Raw genomic sequence first — 15,865 nt, forward strand, 5'->3', positions numbered from 1 at the left:
GACCGGTCAGAACAACCCTAGGAAGCGCTTGCGCGGTCGCGCAGCCTTGAGGGCAGCGGACCACTGGGCGTCGCACGACGTGCCGATCGCCTTGGCCGTGCGCTTGTCGATGTTTGCCTTCACGAGCTGCCCCGTCTGCGCGAGGCCGAACGCACCGTCGCCACCCGCGCTACCGTCGATCAGCGCCAGTTGCGCCCCCGGCGTCGGATCCAGCAGGCCCGACGCCAGCAGGATCTTCATGCACGGGCTGGCAGCCTGGGTCAGCACGGTAGAGGTCGTCATACAGGCAGAGATTGCGACGCAGAGCATCAGCGACGCCATGCACCGCCACGCCTGCATCGGGCGCTTGTCGAACATCGATCTGTCCTTTCTGGACCTGCACGTCCACCTCGACCTTTTGCCGGGCGGCGTCGTTGATTTGCGGGATTGCACCGGTGGCAATGTCGCCGCTGGCCTGCGCCAGCGAAGTGTCGACCTTGGATTGGGCGACCTTCACCGCCATCTGTCCAGGGCGGATCAGGATCCCCCAGAAGGCCGCGCCGATCGCCACGGCGACGACGACACCGAATATCACCCGGAAAACCCAGTTGGCGGCGCGCACCTGCGGCAAGGCGTCCTCGGCCAGTTGCTCGACCTGCGTCACGATCGTCATGCGCGCGCTCCCCGACATTTGCGGCGATCGACATTGCCGATGCGCTGCGCAAGCCAGCCTTTGAGGAACACGCCCAGCTTCGGATTGGCGCGAACAAGGCGGACATATTCGGCGCTCTGCTGGCGATCGAGCGCGTCGAGCGTGGCGATGCAGAGCGCACCGGCACCGCGCCGCGCCTGGCAGGCGCGATAGGCGGCGATCGTCCCGGGCCCAACGCGACCATCGACGGTCAGCTGCGTGCCGCACAGCGCGTTGATCGATTGCTGAAACCAGGTCGAAGGGCGCGCGGGCCCCATATTGACCGTGGTATCGAACAATTCCTCGGTGACGGCCGCGTCGACCGGCACCAGCGCGGCATAGCCCGGCTGCACCAGATAGCGATCGTAATAGATGCTCTCAGCGACGGCGCGCGGCAGCGTGCGCATCGGGCCGGTATAGCCGCTCTGCGTCGCCGTCCGTCGCGTGATGCCCATATTGGTTTCGCCGCCCGGATCGGCCGAGTGATCGACATAGCCGCCCTCGATCGCGATCACGCCGGAGATCATTGCGACGATGACCGCCGCAAGTTTCGCTTTGCCGACCGGCTGCCGGGCGGCGGCATCACTGGCCATCGGTCGGCACCTTGCGGGTGATGCGCGCGACGGCGATCGCGACCAGCAACAGGATCGGGAACGATCCGGTCAGCCACGCCGGGAGCAATGCGCGCAGATCCTGCGGCATCGCATTCCAGATGTCGGACGCGGTGCCGGGAAAGGCCTGCACGAACGCCTCGATCAGTGCGCCGATCGCGGCAAGCCGGATCGAGGAGAAGGTATAGGCGCGGTGCCAGTCATCGATGAGACGCGCGCACAACCAGGCGCGCCACTTTGCGAGCAGCGTCATCGGATTCCTTTCGAAGGTAAGGCCGTGGAGTTAGGGCGTGTTGGCCATTGCCGCCTGCAATTCGCGGCGTAGCAGCGGCGGCCCATAGGTCAGCAGGATCGTTTCGAGCTGGACGATGCGATTGTTGAGGCCCGCGATCTCGAGCCGGTGCTTTTCCTCGGTCTCGTCGCGCTCTTTCTCGAGCTGCTTGATCCGCGCATCGCCGAAGACGCGCCAGATAAATGTACCAACCGTCATCAGGGCCGCCGTGGCGAACGTCGCCCCCGCACCGAAGGCAAGCGCCAGCGCCCCGCCCTGCGGGCCGGTGTAGTCGATATCGTGCATTGCGGTTCCCGAAGGACAGAGTGAAGCTAGGACGTGCAGGTCGTGGCGGTTGCTGTCAGGCCGAAGTTGCCCCAGCTACGAAATCACTCCGGCACGACGAGCCGCTTGCTCGAGCGCCAACGCTCTTTGAGACACATCACGCACAGCATCCGAGAGTGCCTGCACCTGGGCTTGACTATAAGCAGCAGCTATCGTGGTCCCAGAATAAGCCGCGAACGCGCCAGTATTCGGGGTGCCAGTACCGCTTGACCAACCACTCGGCGCATAGCCCAAAATGAGGGTGCGCGTGCCAAAATCGTTATAAGGCTGGACCGTACCGGTCTCGCGGTAGCCAATGATGACGTTGTCTGTCGCACCGCTCCGCAGCACCAATCCACGGACTTGGGCAGGTACCGCATTATCCGTGATGCTGGCAGTGACGGTATTCCGGTCGCCGACGATATCGACCGCAAAATTCGCCCCGACGCTTCCCGCCCGTCCGTCATTGGTGGAGAGCACGGTCCAGATGCCATCGTCACCCTCGATGATTGCAGATTGCTGACCACAGTTTTTGGTAATGACGAGATAGTGGTTACCACGCTGACGCAGGGCCGCTGCCGTCACACGATCCTGCCCGACTTCGCGAACCCCAACGCCCATGATATTTGCGATGTTCGCGTGGAAACGGGAGCTGGAACAGTTCGCGCCGACAGATATACCATAGTCAGCACAACCACCGCGCACCGTCACTTCGACGTCCAGATTATCCGATGCGTTGATCGTCTGGTTGTTGTAAATAAAGCCAGAGCGTGTTGCTTCTTCGACAGTCAAATTCAACTTGGCGTTATTACAATTATCCAAAAGCCTCCCTCCATAGGCGCACAACCTTGACACGACCTCCCACCGCGAATTTTTCGAAGAGTTTACATCGAAACCGGGGCGCGTTGCGCCCTCAATCGTAGAATTACCACAAGAAATAACGGTAACTCTCCCGAGGTGACCGTTAGAATCAATAAATGTCCCTATGCCGCCACAGTGGCAGTTTACCACCACGACATCTTGATAGACGACGTTGCTGTATTTCGTGAATGCGATACCCCAGCCAAATAAGTCAGAGGTAGGAATAGGTGTTGCCCCAGCGTTTCCGTCGAGCGTCAATCCAGCGACGTATCCACTACTAAATCCTGTAGCTTCGTTGCCCTTTCCGATATGTCCGAAGTCGATGATACAGGGAGGCCCCGATGCGGCGCTCGGGCCTCCATCGACTTGCAGCGTGTGCGTAGCGCCATCCGGTAGCATGATCTTCGTACTTGAAGACCCTTGTCCGAAAATGCAGATATTATCTTGTTCGAACGGCTCAAACCAAGCGCGGTAATCGCCGGCGGGGACAAAAATGGCTTTTTTATTGGTAAGCGCATAAGCGCGGCATTTAGCAAAAGCTGCTGTGCTGTCGGTTACTCCATCTCCGATCGCACCGAAATCGGTCACCGAGACAAATTCGCGCGCTTTATCCTCAAGATCGCGGTCGTGGGAGGATGACGCCTGCTGGAAGTTGATCGAACTACCACCTTGCCGAACCCACGCGCCTACAGAAAGCGGGGTGCTATCAGCCTTAATGACAAAGGGCAGGTTTTCCAGATAAGGAGGGCTGTCGGTTTTGAAATAATACCGGGCGTCGGGAATGCCGGGGATACGGGTCAGCGACGCAACGCTACGCGTTACGTCGGATGCCCGGAACAATGCCAGGTCAGTGTAGGTGTTGTCGGCTGGGCCGGGAATCGTGCTCTGGAAGCCGGGGTTTTGTGTGATCGCATGGTCGGCGAACCTGTTGAGGACGGTGGCATCGGTGTCAGTGGGGGCCGCTCCGAACGCGCCGGTCGCCCGAGCAATATCGCCAAAGCTGGGGCCGCGGAGCCCGATTGAGCGATCCCGAATTGCCGTAAATTTCATGTCCGGTCTACTCCAGGCGTCAAGAAGAAAGCGCCAATCCACAGAGTGTCTTGGTCACCATCTGCATAAGTCAGTGTAATTTCGTATTCGAAGCGGTCGGCCTCGCCGAACTCGGGTTGGTTGAGCCCGGTTGGCATCGCCGCCAGCGTTGCCCTCGCAATGTCGGGCGAGATGGCAAGGATTCTGCGCCCAGGATCGTCCGGGTTGACGCCGTCAACGAACGAAACATTCTCATCAGCGGCCAGAGGAGCGCCCGGTGCCCCCGCATACAGCCTCACCTGCAGGCTAATCCTGGCTCCCTCGAGCGACAATGGCGGCCCAGCATAATCGAGCTCGAGCGTTGTTCCGAACGCGCGGTTGCGAGCAGCGACGACATCGCGAAGAATGGTCATCGGTTTCTCCAGGAGACTAGCGGGCAACAAAGCGCGCGTTGACGAACTCGGGCGGCGGCATGGCTTCCCAGGCTAAAGCTCAGGCGAAATCTGCCTGTATCCTCCGCCGGGTGGCGTGGTGCCGCCCCCGCTGGCAGGGGGGCTTCCCGCAGCCGGGATGATCACATAGCCGACATAGTGGCGGCCAGGGTGCGCGGGGCCGGTGTGCGCATCGATATCATCCGCATAGAGCGCATAGGTCACCGCGCCCCCCGCCCGCCCGAAATCGTCATAGGCGATGCTGGTGACCGACCCCGCCGCCAGGCCGGAGGCGATCGTCGCGCCATTGACCGCGACGTCGGCATGGCCATCGGCATAGCGACGCAACCCGGCATGGATCGTCACCGTACCGTCGGCCGCCGCCGATGGCGACAGCCCGATGAAGAAGGAGTTGGCGATCGCGCTTTGCGTACCGCCAGCAGTGCCGAGCGACCCCGCCGTCACCGGCCCGAGGATCAAGCGATCGCTGACGACGCCGCGGACGCGGTAACGGATACTCACCTGATAGGCGGTGTTGGGCGTGACTGCGGGGAAAAGCTTGGTGGTAACGACGGGAGCCTCGGTGCCGCCGATGATCCAAGCATCTTCGGCCCCCAGCCCCTCGGCATAGGGCCTGAAATCGAACAGCACGGCGTCCGCGCTCGGGTTCCCGCAGGAACCGGTGATCGTCAATGTCGGGATCGACGAACCGTCCGTACCGACGGAGACGCCCGACAACGTCCAGTCGTCGTTGTCGGGTGTGGCGACGCTGTTGTCATAGGTCAGGCTGGCCGTCGGCGGAGCGACGCCGCTCTGGCCCAAGGCGAAGGCGTGTTTGCCATCGGTCTCGGTCTTGATCGTGTACGTGACGACGCCGGTTTGCGCATCGAGCGAGCGGCCCGTGAGCAAGGTTTTGACCGACAGGCCGTCCTCGGGCTCGAAGGTCACGCAATCGCCGATGCGATAGTTAAGCCACCACGGCTTGAGCGGGACCGAGCCCGGCCCGGCCTCGCGCGCGTCGCAAATGTCATATGCGGCGAGCTGCGCGACCTGGTTGACGTTCTGCGCCAGCGGGTACTGGATCTCCTTGATCCGCTCGCCGCCGTCAAACGCGGCGAAGGATGGCACCGTTACCGCACTCGCCGAGACGATTTCCCAGTCGTGGGCTTCGGATCGGTACATCGGAATGACGCCGTTGATGCGCGATCGCCGCGGCTGCGTGCCCGAGAAGGTGCAGTCGCCGACAATGTCCTGCCGCGTGATCGTCGCGAGGCTGACGCGCGGTGCCCGGTTGACGCAGGAGAATACGCCGCCAACCAGCACCGGCGTCGCGCCGCCCGCCTGCAGCATCGCCTTCAGGCTGTTCCACAGGGTGTCGGGCCGGGTGACGATTTGGCCGCCGAGCGTCCAGCCGCGCGCCGCATTGAGATTGGCACCCTCGACAAAGGCACCGACGTCGATCGCGGCAAGCGGCGCGCCGATACCGCACACCTTCTTGCCATTCGCCCAGCGGCCCAGGCACCAGGTCAGCGCGTGCAGGTGCGGATCCTCCGACCACACATAGGTGTCTTCCTGCAGGGGTCGGCAGGTCCCGTTGCCACCGGGATAGGTCGAATCGAGCCGTGGATCCCAAACCTTGGCCCAATGTCCGATCCAGGCGGGCGTGGGCTCGCTGGTCAATTGGTTCGAACTCTTCGTGTCGTACACGAAGGTGTTCATCACGGCCGCCATGCCCGACAGTTTGTGGGCGCTGGTCCAGCCGGTCGGGCTCCCGATCGGCGGCACCAGCGCGGTCGGTTCGGGCATTCGGCCCAGTTGCGTGCGCTGATAGACTTGGTTGCGGTACGTGCCGTTGGCATTGCCGCCGCCATCGAACGTGACGGTCGTTTTGTTCATGAAGGTCGCGTCGATCGACGCGGCCGTCACGCACGACAGGATCGTGACGAAGGTCTCATAGGTGTTGTTGGAGCCGTGGCCGCGGCGATAGACGATATTCCCCGCCACGAGTGTGCGCCCCATCGGATAGGGCAACCCGGCATAGGGGTCGGCCTTCCACTTCGTTTGCGATCCGCCCTGGCTGGTTTTCGGGGTTAGCGCCTCGGCGATGCCCATCCCGATCGCCAGCACCCCGCCGATCAGGACTGCGGAGAATACGCTGGCGCTGATCCCGGTGAGCGTCGCTGCGCCGGCGGCGAGCGTGCTGATCCCGGCACCGAGCCCAAAGCCTGCAGCCAGGCCGACGCCGGTCGCGGCCAGCGCGACCGCCCCGATGACGATCGCGGCAACTTTCAGGACCTTCATCGCGGGACCACCCGCCATGCCGCCAACGGCGTCAGCGGCTGCATCACCACTACGCCATCGGCATAATCGTCATGCCAGCCGGCGACCCGGCCATTGCCCATAACGACGACCAGCGCGCCGAGCGCATGCTCGGCCGGCATCTGGATAATGTCCCCGACGATGGCTTCAGCAGGGGCGATCCGCTCGAGCCCCATCGCGTCCAGCGCAGCAGGAATCGAGTCATGGCCCGCAGCCTTCAGCGCCTTCAACGCGGAATTGACCGTGCGATAACTGCCGCTTGGCGGCAACTTCACCGTGTAGCCGAGCGAGCGCAGGTGCGCTGCTGCCATACGCACGCAATCCGCGGTCCCCAGTTTGTGCGCGCGCTTCGACCAGCGGTCGAGCGTTGCCTGCGCGGCATCGCGCTTGCGGATCAGCATATGCTCGCTGTGGGAGACGGGCGGCATGCCCTCGGGTGCGGCAAACATCAGGTGCGGTTCCCGGTGCTGGCACCAACCCAGGGCAGGTTGGTGCGGGTTTGCACGGCGCTCGTGTCCAGCTTCTGGCCCCATGGCACCGTCGTTTCGACATCGGTGACGAAGGCGAGACCCAGCTCGCCCGGCCAGATCGATTGGTGGAAGGCGTCGGAAAGCCGGTATTCCTCCTGGGTGAGGAACAGGCGGTCGGCGACGCTTGTGCATTTATATTCGAGGCGACGGTTGTTCGCGCCCCAGGTGACCGTGGGCACGTCGAGCTCACCGGCGAACAATCCGTATGGGCTCGGCACCACTAGGCCTGTCGCGATATCGACGCACCCGATCGCAACGGTCATCGCGGATCCCTGTACATTTGCCGCGAGCAACGCGGCCAGAGCCGCCGTGCTGGCTGGGATCAGGCCGACGGTGAGCGTCGGGGCCTGGTCGCCGATCGTGTCGGCCAGGCCCTTGATGCTGTCGAGCACGCCATAGGTTTCATCGCGGCCGACGAAGAGCCGGTTGCCGACCATCAGCTCGCCCGCGCCGTCGATCAGCAACAGGTCCCGCTCGGGCAGGTTGATCTCGACCAGGCCAACCAGCAGCGGGCGCTCGCCGCGAAACGCCGCGGCGAGTGGAACACTGAGCTCGGCCATCGATCACTCGTCCTCAGTGATCGTCAGCGTGCCGAAATCGAAAAAGCCCGAGGTCTGACGCTCCCAGGCCACCTCATTGCCCGAGAGGCTCCCCTGGATCATCGGCCGCGCGAAATCGCACACGGCACCGTCGCCGGGGATGATCCGGAGCATCGGGAAGATATCCAGCGTCATCGCACCGCCGGACGCGATCTGCTGATCGGCGACGAAATGGAGGTAGCGCCGGCCACCCCGGATCAGGTTGAACGCCTGACCGATCCGCGCCGCATAGCCGGGCGTGAAGCCGCGCAGCACCAGCGTCGATCCCGACTGGCCTGCACCATCGACGACCGGATTGCCCGGTGCCCCGGCGTTGAAACCATCCTGCCCAAAGGGCAACATCGCCCCATAGAGCTTGGCCAGGCGCAGCTTCGCCGACCAGATTCGGCCGAGCGGCTCCGCCGCGATCGGGGGCGGCGTGAAATTGAGCGAATGGCGCGTGCCAATCCGCATCAACCGCTGGGTCGCGCCCCCGTTGGACGCCGTCAGCGATCCGCCGAAATCGAGCATGCTCGGCTTGTCGACCTTCAGCGCCGGGCGCGCGGGCAACAGGATCGGGCCTGTGATCATGCCGGAATCGCCTGTGCCTGGCGCTCGGAGAGTTCCTGCATCGCCATGTTGCTGCCCGCGACGATCGACACCATCGCGTGGCGCGCCGAGATCTCGTTCATTTGCTGCAGCAGATCCTGCGTCAGCACGGCCCCGCGCAAATCATAGACGATCGGCGTCGCCGGGGCCGCAGGCCGCAGCTTTTGCGCATCGGGCAGGCGCGGATAGAAGATCGCGCTGTCCGGGATGCGCCCGGTGGCGAAGCCCGGAAGCGTATTTTCGTTCATCGCCTTCAGGACCGGACCGTAGCGCTTGGTCGCGTGGGCGGTCATGATCGATTCTTCATTGGCGATGCGGATTGGCGCATTGCCGAGCAAGGCGAGGATACTGTCGGAAGTACCCGTACCCGGCCCGTGGATCACGCCATCGCTATCGACCATTCCGGTAGCGAAGCCCGGAACCAGCCCAGTGGCATAACCGGGGACGTGTCCCGTTGCGTGACCCGGCAGCGATAGACCAAGCACCTTGAAGATCAGTTGCTCGACCGCGATCCGCGCCAGATCGGCGATGATCGCGTTCGCCATCTTTTTGAAGGCCGAGCCCACGCTCTCGGTGCCGGAAATGATGCCGATGAGACCGTCTTCCAGTCCGCGAAGCCCATCGGCCTGCACGGCCTTAAGCGCATCGTTCATGCCGCTCACGCTCTCCTGGAGATGGAGCTTGTACGCCTCCAGGGGATCGGCATTCTGGCGTTCCGCGCCCTGTCGCTGCAAAGCGTACTGCGGCGTCAGATTGGCGAGCTGAACCTCCAGTCCGGCCTTGCGCTGGGGGTCGGTCTCTTTACTGATCGCGTTCGCCAGCGTCGCGCGCGCCTCGCGTTCTTCATAATCGAGGATCTGCAAGGCGATGCGCTTGCGGTCCTCGCTTGTCGTCGCGAGATTGCCCTGGAGCTGGAGCAACGCGATCTTGTCGCGGATATCATCGCGGCCGATCTGCAATGTGCGATCGTCCTGCGCCTCGCGCAGCTTTTTCTTGACCGCCTCGGTTTCAAGCACCGCCGCGCTGTTATTCAAGCCCTCAAGGATCAGCGCGCGCGGCTTGTCGATCTTCTTCTGCTGTAACTGGTCCTCGATTTCCAGATTGCGCTGCACCTTCGCATTCTCGATCCCGAAGCCCTCATTGACCGCGCGCTGCTCGATCGTATCAGCCAGCGCCGCCATGTCGCGTTTGATGCGCTCCTGCGCCTGGCCGAGCTGGCCCTGATAGGCGCGATCGTCATTCGCAGCCTTTTCCCGCGCTGCCTCATCGCGCTTGTCGAGCACCTCCTGCGACGGCCCCTTCTTGCCGAATTCGACATGGAAGACCTTCTGGCCGTCCTCGCGCAGCACCTTGCGCAATTGCACACCCGCGTCTGCAAACGCCTTTTTTATAGTGGCGATCGAGATGCCTGGCCCGAACGCGACATCGATCGCTCCGCCAGTTTCATGCGCACTGGTCCCCGGCACAGCGACCGGGCCGTCATGGCGACCGGATACTTTGTCGTCGTATAGCTGCTGCTGGCGTGCGTGTGAGCGATAACCGCTGGTGACGCGACCGCCAATCCCTTGGACGATCGCCGTTGCTTGCGCCACGTCGACCTCTCGGCCAAATTGCGGGTTCTTTGCCGCCTGCTGAGCCGATTTGAGCGCACGCGTCGCAGAGAGCAGGTCGGCCTTGTATTTCTGCACTGCCTTCTGCTGTGCCGGTCCAAACGGCATGTCGTCGATGCTTGCCTTGCGATCTTGCACCGACTTCAGGGCAATCTGCGCCTTCTCCACGGCCGTGACGGCCATGGCTTGTTCGACTTGGCGCTGCGCGAGCTCGGTGGTCGCAACAACTCCGCCGCGCAGCGCTGTGTTGAGGGCGTCCTGCTGCCCCTTCAGATCCCGCGTCTTCTGGATCGCGAGCGCTTCCTGGCCCGTATAATCGGCAATGGTGCGGGCGAGTTCAGCCAGCTCGGGATGCGTAGGCAGGATCGCTTGGATATTCATGTCGAGCTTCTGGAGGCTGCCGCCTGAATTGAAGATCGCTCGAGACAGATCGACGTCATTCGGCCCCGCGCGGCTTTTACCTTGGGCCACAAGCTTCGCACGCGCCGCAGCGAACCCGGCAGTTTGAGCCTTCGCGGCATCCGATGTCGCATCGGCGATCCGACCAGGCAGCACTTCGCGCGCAACCCGGGCAAGGTTGGTCAGGACGTCGACCTGCTCCTTGAGCTTGCCCGTTGTCTTGTCGATGAGACTGGGGAGATCGAGCTCCTTCTGCTCGAAATCGCGCAGGCCTTCCATCGCCTTCTTGGCGGCATCGTCCGTTTCGAACAGCTTGCCCACCAGCGGGCCGAGCACCGCGATTCCGACGGTGAGCGCCACGCCCCAAGGGCCTGCGAGAAACGCCCCGACGCGGCCGAGCGAGTCTCCTGACATGGCTGCGGCCTCCGCGACGCGGCCGATCTCCATCGAGAAGATCTGTGCGATCGGCGCGCCGGCGGCGAAGGCGTCCGAGCTCGCACGCACGACGTGCATCATTTCCATCTGCGCGATCCCCATCCGTCGCGCACCATGTTCGACCTCGTCCTGCGCAACCCCGGCTTCGCCGAGCTCGGCGTGGACTGCGGACATGACCCCCGCCTGGGCGCGCAGCGCCTCGGCCTGTCGGGTAGCCTGCTGGGCAGCGGTCTCGAAGCCGACGGCGAGGATCCGTTCTTCCGCCCCGAGCTCACCAGCGCGCTGCGCGACGATCGCCGCAGCAGCGGCGAGTTGCCGAAGCTGCGCTGCCTGGTGCTCGGCCGCGACGGCCGCCGCCTCGCTCCCCGCGGCATTGAGGATCTGAGCCGCGCTTCCCTTGTCGGGCGCGGCCAGCACCTGCTGCGCATTCTGCCGGATCGCCGCAAAGGTGCGCTGATAGGTGCGCTCAATATCCTTGGCGTTGGCCTCGATGTTGGTTTTGCCAAGATCGGCAAAAGCCTTTTCCACCTCGGCCGCGATATTCTCGGCGGTGTTGCCCAGGTTGAGAAGTGCGGTGCGCCCCGCCTTGCTGGCGGCGCTCAGGCCATCGACGTTGCCCCCGATCTGCAAAAACAGATCCTTGGTGACGCGTGCGCCCATGTGCGTCTCCTACTGCCGGTTCGCGTCTTCGCGCGCTTCGATCACGGCCCAGATTTCGTGGCTGGTTGCCGCCCAATATTGATCGGCGGTCCAGCCAAAGGCATCCATCATGATGCCCATTTCGCGGCGCCAGCGGGCCTGTGGGTCTAGGCTGCCGCCGCCTGTGCGTTTCCCGACGCGGTCCGCCCGCCGGTCGCCGCATCGAGCAGGCACAGCGTAATCCGCGCCATCGGCCCGGCTACGCCTTCCTCGAAGATCAACTCCTCGAAACGTTCGGCGGTTATCATGCGGGTCAAATCGTCCTCGGCACCGGCATGGATCAACTGTGCTGCGATGACGCCAAGCTGTGCCAGACGCAGCCCGCCGGCGTTTCCGATGCGCACGAGCTCGAGCTGCGACTTGTCGGTCTTCTCCTCGATCGCGCGTACCGCCGTGCGCGATGGGCGCAGGCGATAGCTGATGCCGGCGAGCATCAGCTCATGTTCGCCGCGCGATGGGTTGGCGGTTGGCTGCTTGGCCGGTGCCTCAATCGGCGCGGCTGCGCGCGCCGATCGCGGTTTAGGCTGCGCACTGCCCTTGCGCGTCATTATGCGGTCGCCCCGAGGTCATCGACCAGCGGCTGACCGCGATTGACCATGTCGAAGCTGTAATCGACCGTGGCATTGTTGTTGTGCGTGGTCGAGATCGGGCCGACCGCGACGCTGCCCGAATATTTGACGATGTTGCCCTTCATCACCTTTGCAGGGGTGTGCGGGGGCATCGTCTTCGAGACGGTGGAGGCGCGGGTGAAGCCCAAGTCGGGCAATTTCAAATTGCCCTTCACCGACATGGTCAGCGTCTGCTGGCCAAACGAGCCGCTGCCATATTTGCCGCCGTCCTTGTCGCTATCGTCGATGCTCGAGGCGCTGCGCTTGAAATCGAAGCCCGTCTCGCCGGCAATGGGCAGGAATACCGTGGGCGTGGCGCTGTCGCCGATTTCGATGCGCCATTCCTCGCCATATTCGTTGGTTGCGTCGGTCATAGAGGATCCTTTCCGGGGCCTATGCGGGTTGTGCGTGCAGGGTGAAGTGGAGCAGGCCGACGTACGTCACGCCGTCGGGCATCGCGTCGCTCGAGGTGGAACCGGCCCAGCGCGGGGGGCGAAGTTTGGCACCGGGTGCGGTGATCGGTTTGCCGCGAAGATCGCTGCGCGCGGCTTCCATCATCGTCAGCAATTGCCCCCGATCCTCGCCGCGATAGACCACGATGATCTCGACCAGCAGCTCTTCGCGCATGTCATCAGGCTTTGCGTCGCCCGGATCGCTTTCAATCATGCCGATCTTGTAGAAATTGGGCTGGGTGTCCTGCGGCACCTCGGTGAAGACGGGCGCGATTTGCCCCGATGCGCCTTCGTTCAAGGCGCGGAAGAATGCACCACGTGCGGCACCCAGCAAATCGGTCATACGGCACCGGCGCGGCTGAGCGTCCGCTCCCAGAATGATGTCGTGCGCTGGTCGACCACCGCATCGACGCTGCCATCGGGGGGATTGATGAACGGGCGCGGTGCCATCGCGCGCACATTCATCTTGTAGGTTCCGGCGATGTCCTCGATGCGCTTGCGACGCCCCCGGCTGTTCGGTTCGGTCCGAAGCTGACCTGCCACACGCCGACGCCGTTCGACCACGACAGTTTGCGCTTTCCGTCCGAATTCGATGAAGCGACCGTAAAAGATATCGCCGAGATTACGAGGATCCCCGCCCCCGGCCTTCGCCGCGCGCCGTTTGGCGGATCTGCTGCGCGCTTCGACGCCAAGCAAGCCCACCTTAAGCCGCATCAATGCGTCATCGACGTGCAACTCGGAGGAAAGCCCCGCCGCCAGCGCGCCCGTGTCGCGCGCGACGTGCGCACGCTGGATCGCCAGGATATCGCGACCGAGGCGGCCGAGCATGTCGGCGAATTCCCAGCGCGCGGCATTGGGCAACACCTCGATCGTGGCGATAGCCTGGTTGAGGCCCTGGATCGCTTCGACCATGCTCAAGCCACCTTTTGCGGGGAGCCGGTGTCGGCAAGGATGAGCGTTTCGCGACGACGCCCATCGGGATCGACAGCGGAGCGAATGTTGAGCGTCAGCGTGCCATAGCTGAGCTGGTCGGCATCGGTGATGTCGGGGCGATATCGCAGCAGGATCCGATAGAAGCTGACGCCCTGCAGCGCCTGGGCGATAATCGATTCGTTGCCGCTGATGCCCTCGACCTGGGCGGCGATCGGATCCCCGACGGGTGCCCAGTTGGTCTGGAACCCGCCATTGGCGTCACGCGTCCGTACTTTCCGCAGTAGCACCACGCGGTTGCGGAGCTTGCCTGAGGTGATGGTCACGACGTCGCGAACTGCGTGAGAGGCCAAAGCAGCCACGTGACGGCAAGCGGCAGCTCGGTCGGAACACCCCTGATATCCACCACGGCCGCGCCGCGATTGCTGTACCAATTCTCGACTAGCAGGAAGATCGCCTGTTTTACGGCCGCCAGATCATCCAGCGGCAGCGGCGACAGGACATAGGAAATCTTGATCGCGTTGGGGCGACGCATCGTGGTTGGCCAGGCCTCGAGCGGTGCGACCCGCGCAGGGATCTGGTCGAGGTCCACGACATAGCTCGCCGGATCCAGCGTCTGCACGCTGCCGGTGCCGTCGTAATACAGGATGGAGGTAATGGACGCGACGGTGCCGCCCTCGAGTTCGAGATAGAGCGCGTCCGGCTCCGGCACCTCAAGCGGCACACCTATCGGTGCCAGCGGGAAGCGATCGAAGGTCGCGATCGCGGACGTGCCGACAACGGCGCGGTGAATCCGGCCCTCGCACGCGCGGCGCGCCGCGGTGAGCAGGATCGTCAGATAGCTATCCTCGTCCGTCGCGCCCTGGTCGAGACGCAGGTGCGTCTTGATGTCGGAGAGCGCGACGGGCTCGGTCATGGCTTAGGCCTCGGCCTCGGGCTGCGGCTCATTGGCTTCGGCGTACGCGACGCCGGCGGCATCATCGTCTGCCCAGCCGGCCTTCACGGCCACCTTGGCCGCAGCGGCCGAGAGGGTGATAACGTGATTGGGGAGATGGTCCTCATGCTTGAGCAGCACGCGCACCTTGACGTCGGACGCCAGAGTGTCCTCGATTTTGTCAGCCATTTTGGTTCCTTTCGGTGAGATTGGCGATCGCCGCAGCTCGGTCGATCAGCCCGGGTGCCGGCGCGCGCAGCGCGCCAGCATGGTCGGCTTAGCTGGCCGAATTCTGGTAGTAAGCGACCGGCTGGCCGGCGCTCATCAGGTCGCCATCACCACGCGCCCAGGCGAGGAAGCCGACCTGGCCGCGCGAGGTGTAGGTGCTGTCGTCGAAGCGGAAGAGCGTGACCGCCATCACGTCGCGGATCATGTACTGCGACATGTCGCCGAACAGGATCGACTTCGCATTTGCCGCCATGGTCGGCATCTGCTGGTTGATCGTGTACTTGTAGCCGTTGAAGGTATCCGGCTCCTTGGTGGTATAGCCCGGCATCCAGAGCGGCCGGTTCTGGCTGTCCTTCATCTTCTTGAGGACGCGCAGCGTGTTGTCGTGGAACATCCAGCCGACGCCCGGCATCGCGCGATAGGCTGGATCGACCGAATGCTCGAGGTCGACGAGGTCGTCGGTCAGGACGGTTGCGGTCTGCCCGGCCACACCGACCTTGCCGGCGACCGCCGCGGTGACGATGCCGCGCGGCTGATTGGTGCCGGTGCCGACCGTGTAATACCGGTTCTGGACACGCGCGATGCGCGTCGCGGCCGCGCGACGGATGAATGCCTCGATGTCGATGCCGGGGCCTTGGTCCTGCAGCAGCTCGAACGGGATCGTGAAGATCTTCGAGCTGAACTTGAACGCGCCGATGTCGATCGTGCCGAAGCTGGCGTCCTGCGCGCTCGCCGGCTGATTTTCCGCGACCAACTCGCCTTCCTGGCCGGTTTCATCGACCGTCGGCCACGGCAGCGAGTTACCGCCGGCGGTCTGCACGACCGTGGCAACCGATCGCATCCCGCCGAAGGCCTTCAGCGCCTCGAGCAGCTCGCCGCCCCAGCCAGTAGGGACGAGATAGCCGCCAGCCGCGCCGTTCGACTGCTGACCGGACTGCGCGTTCTGTGGGCGACCAGCGACGAGCAGGGTGATCTCGTCATTCGTGAGACCGCGCTCGCCGCGAACAAGGAAATTGCGGAATGCCGCGTTGTAGGCGACCGCTTTCGCGCGCTCGTCGGGCGAAAGGACGTTGAGCGCCTGTTGCTGGCGCTCCTGGTTGCCCTCGTCGGCCGCAGCATCGCCGTCGATCTTCGCCTGGCGCTCGGCGCGCACGATCTGCTCGTCGATGCGGTCGATCTCTTCATAGATCGCGTCGACCTGCACGCCGATCGCGGCGGTATAGGTCGTGGTGTTGGTGTCGAGCAGGTTGCGGGCTTCGGTTGCCTTAGCGGCGCGCTGGTCCCGGAGCGCCTTGATATTGATCATGTGTCGTCTCCAAAGAAAAAGCCCCGCTGAT

General features: G+C 63.9%; 20 protein-coding genes. All 20 read right to left on the reverse strand.

The features are described from left to right. Positions 1–6: 6 nt before the first annotated feature. The gene (locus tag ON00_RS02545) at positions 7–240 is read right to left on the reverse strand and encodes a hypothetical protein (RefSeq protein ID WP_010402983.1); all 234 of its coding nucleotides are present in this window, start codon (positions 238–240) and stop codon (positions 7–9) included. Continuing rightward, positions 170–652 (reverse strand): hypothetical protein, encoded by a 483-nt coding sequence (locus tag ON00_RS02550; RefSeq protein ID WP_010402985.1) that lies wholly within the window; start codon positions 650–652, stop codon positions 170–172. The genes ON00_RS02545 and ON00_RS02550 overlap by 71 nt, the downstream gene beginning before the upstream one ends. Next, complete coding sequence (locus ON00_RS02555) at positions 649–1,263, reverse strand: glycoside hydrolase family 108 protein (RefSeq protein ID WP_010402987.1); 615 nt, start codon at positions 1,261–1,263, stop codon at positions 649–651. Before ON00_RS02555 ends, ON00_RS02550 begins: the two co-directional genes overlap by 4 nt. Then, positions 1,253–1,534 carry a DUF7940 domain-containing protein gene (locus tag ON00_RS02560; protein WP_010402988.1) on the reverse strand — a complete coding sequence of 94 codons (282 nt, stop codon included), beginning with the start codon at positions 1,532–1,534 and terminating at the stop codon, positions 1,253–1,255. Before ON00_RS02560 ends, ON00_RS02555 begins: the two co-directional genes overlap by 11 nt. Positions 1,535–1,564: 30 nt before the next feature. Further along, entirely contained in the window at positions 1,565–1,858 is a 294-nt protein-coding gene (locus ON00_RS02565) for a hypothetical protein (protein WP_010402989.1), read from the reverse strand. Positions 1,859–1,933: 75 nt separating this feature from the next. Continuing rightward, complete coding sequence (locus tag ON00_RS20050) at positions 1,934–3,787, reverse strand: glycosyl hydrolase family 28-related protein (RefSeq protein WP_083834047.1); 1,854 nt, start codon at positions 3,785–3,787, stop codon at positions 1,934–1,936. Beyond that, the gene (locus ON00_RS02580) at positions 3,784–4,179 is read right to left on the reverse strand and encodes a hypothetical protein (RefSeq protein ID WP_010402992.1); all 396 of its coding nucleotides are present in this window, start codon (positions 4,177–4,179) and stop codon (positions 3,784–3,786) included. Before ON00_RS02580 ends, ON00_RS20050 begins: the two co-directional genes overlap by 4 nt. A 72-nt stretch (positions 4,180–4,251) precedes the next feature. Beyond that, entirely contained in the window at positions 4,252–6,498 is a 2,247-nt protein-coding gene (locus ON00_RS02585) for a hypothetical protein (RefSeq protein WP_154651263.1), read from the reverse strand. Continuing rightward, complete coding sequence (locus ON00_RS02590; protein WP_010402994.1) at positions 6,495–6,965, reverse strand: DUF6950 family protein; 471 nt, start codon at positions 6,963–6,965, stop codon at positions 6,495–6,497. Before ON00_RS02590 ends, ON00_RS02585 begins: the two co-directional genes overlap by 4 nt. Next, positions 6,965–7,606, reverse strand: coding sequence for a hypothetical protein (locus ON00_RS02595; RefSeq protein ID WP_010402995.1), 642 nt, complete (start codon positions 7,604–7,606; stop codon positions 6,965–6,967). The genes ON00_RS02590 and ON00_RS02595 overlap by 1 nt, the downstream gene beginning before the upstream one ends. Before the next feature lie 3 nt (positions 7,607–7,609). After that, on the reverse strand, positions 7,610–8,215 hold the full coding sequence (locus ON00_RS02600; RefSeq protein WP_010402996.1) for a hypothetical protein: 606 nt from the start codon (positions 8,213–8,215) through the stop codon (positions 7,610–7,612). Next, the gene (locus ON00_RS02605) at positions 8,212–11,337 is read right to left on the reverse strand and encodes a M15 family metallopeptidase (protein ID WP_010402997.1); all 3,126 of its coding nucleotides are present in this window, start codon (positions 11,335–11,337) and stop codon (positions 8,212–8,214) included. The genes ON00_RS02600 and ON00_RS02605 overlap by 4 nt, the downstream gene beginning before the upstream one ends. 146 nt (positions 11,338–11,483) lie before the next feature. Then, the gene (locus tag ON00_RS02610; RefSeq protein ID WP_010402998.1) at positions 11,484–11,924 is read right to left on the reverse strand and encodes a hypothetical protein; all 441 of its coding nucleotides are present in this window, start codon (positions 11,922–11,924) and stop codon (positions 11,484–11,486) included. Next, a complete protein-coding gene (locus ON00_RS02615) occupies positions 11,924–12,358 on the reverse strand; it encodes a hypothetical protein (protein WP_010402999.1) in 435 nt (144 codons plus the stop codon). Before ON00_RS02615 ends, ON00_RS02610 begins: the two co-directional genes overlap by 1 nt. 19 nt (positions 12,359–12,377) lie before the next feature. Continuing rightward, a complete protein-coding gene (locus ON00_RS02620) occupies positions 12,378–12,779 on the reverse strand; it encodes a hypothetical protein (RefSeq protein WP_010403000.1) in 402 nt (133 codons plus the stop codon). Further along, positions 12,776–13,354 (reverse strand): hypothetical protein, encoded by a 579-nt coding sequence (locus ON00_RS02625; RefSeq protein ID WP_211207101.1) that lies wholly within the window; start codon positions 13,352–13,354, stop codon positions 12,776–12,778. The genes ON00_RS02620 and ON00_RS02625 overlap by 4 nt, the downstream gene beginning before the upstream one ends. Beyond that, positions 13,351–13,692 carry a phage head closure protein gene (locus ON00_RS02630; protein WP_010403002.1) on the reverse strand — a complete coding sequence of 114 codons (342 nt, stop codon included), beginning with the start codon at positions 13,690–13,692 and terminating at the stop codon, positions 13,351–13,353. Before ON00_RS02630 ends, ON00_RS02625 begins: the two co-directional genes overlap by 4 nt. Further along, positions 13,689–14,282: a head-tail connector protein gene (locus ON00_RS02635; protein ID WP_010403003.1), complete on the reverse strand. Its 594-nt coding sequence runs from the start codon at positions 14,280–14,282 to the stop codon at positions 13,689–13,691. The genes ON00_RS02630 and ON00_RS02635 overlap by 4 nt, the downstream gene beginning before the upstream one ends. Positions 14,283–14,285: 3 nt before the next feature. Next, positions 14,286–14,489 (reverse strand): hypothetical protein, encoded by a 204-nt coding sequence (locus tag ON00_RS02640; RefSeq protein ID WP_010403004.1) that lies wholly within the window; start codon positions 14,487–14,489, stop codon positions 14,286–14,288. An 88-nt stretch (positions 14,490–14,577) separates the two neighbouring features. Next, the gene (locus tag ON00_RS02645; RefSeq protein WP_010403005.1) at positions 14,578–15,834 is read right to left on the reverse strand and encodes a phage major capsid protein; all 1,257 of its coding nucleotides are present in this window, start codon (positions 15,832–15,834) and stop codon (positions 14,578–14,580) included. Positions 15,835–15,865: the final 31 nt, after the last annotated feature.

This window comes from Sphingomonas echinoides ATCC 14820 (assembly GCF_000241465.1).
Classification (GTDB): domain Bacteria; phylum Pseudomonadota; class Alphaproteobacteria; order Sphingomonadales; family Sphingomonadaceae; genus Sphingomonas; species Sphingomonas echinoides.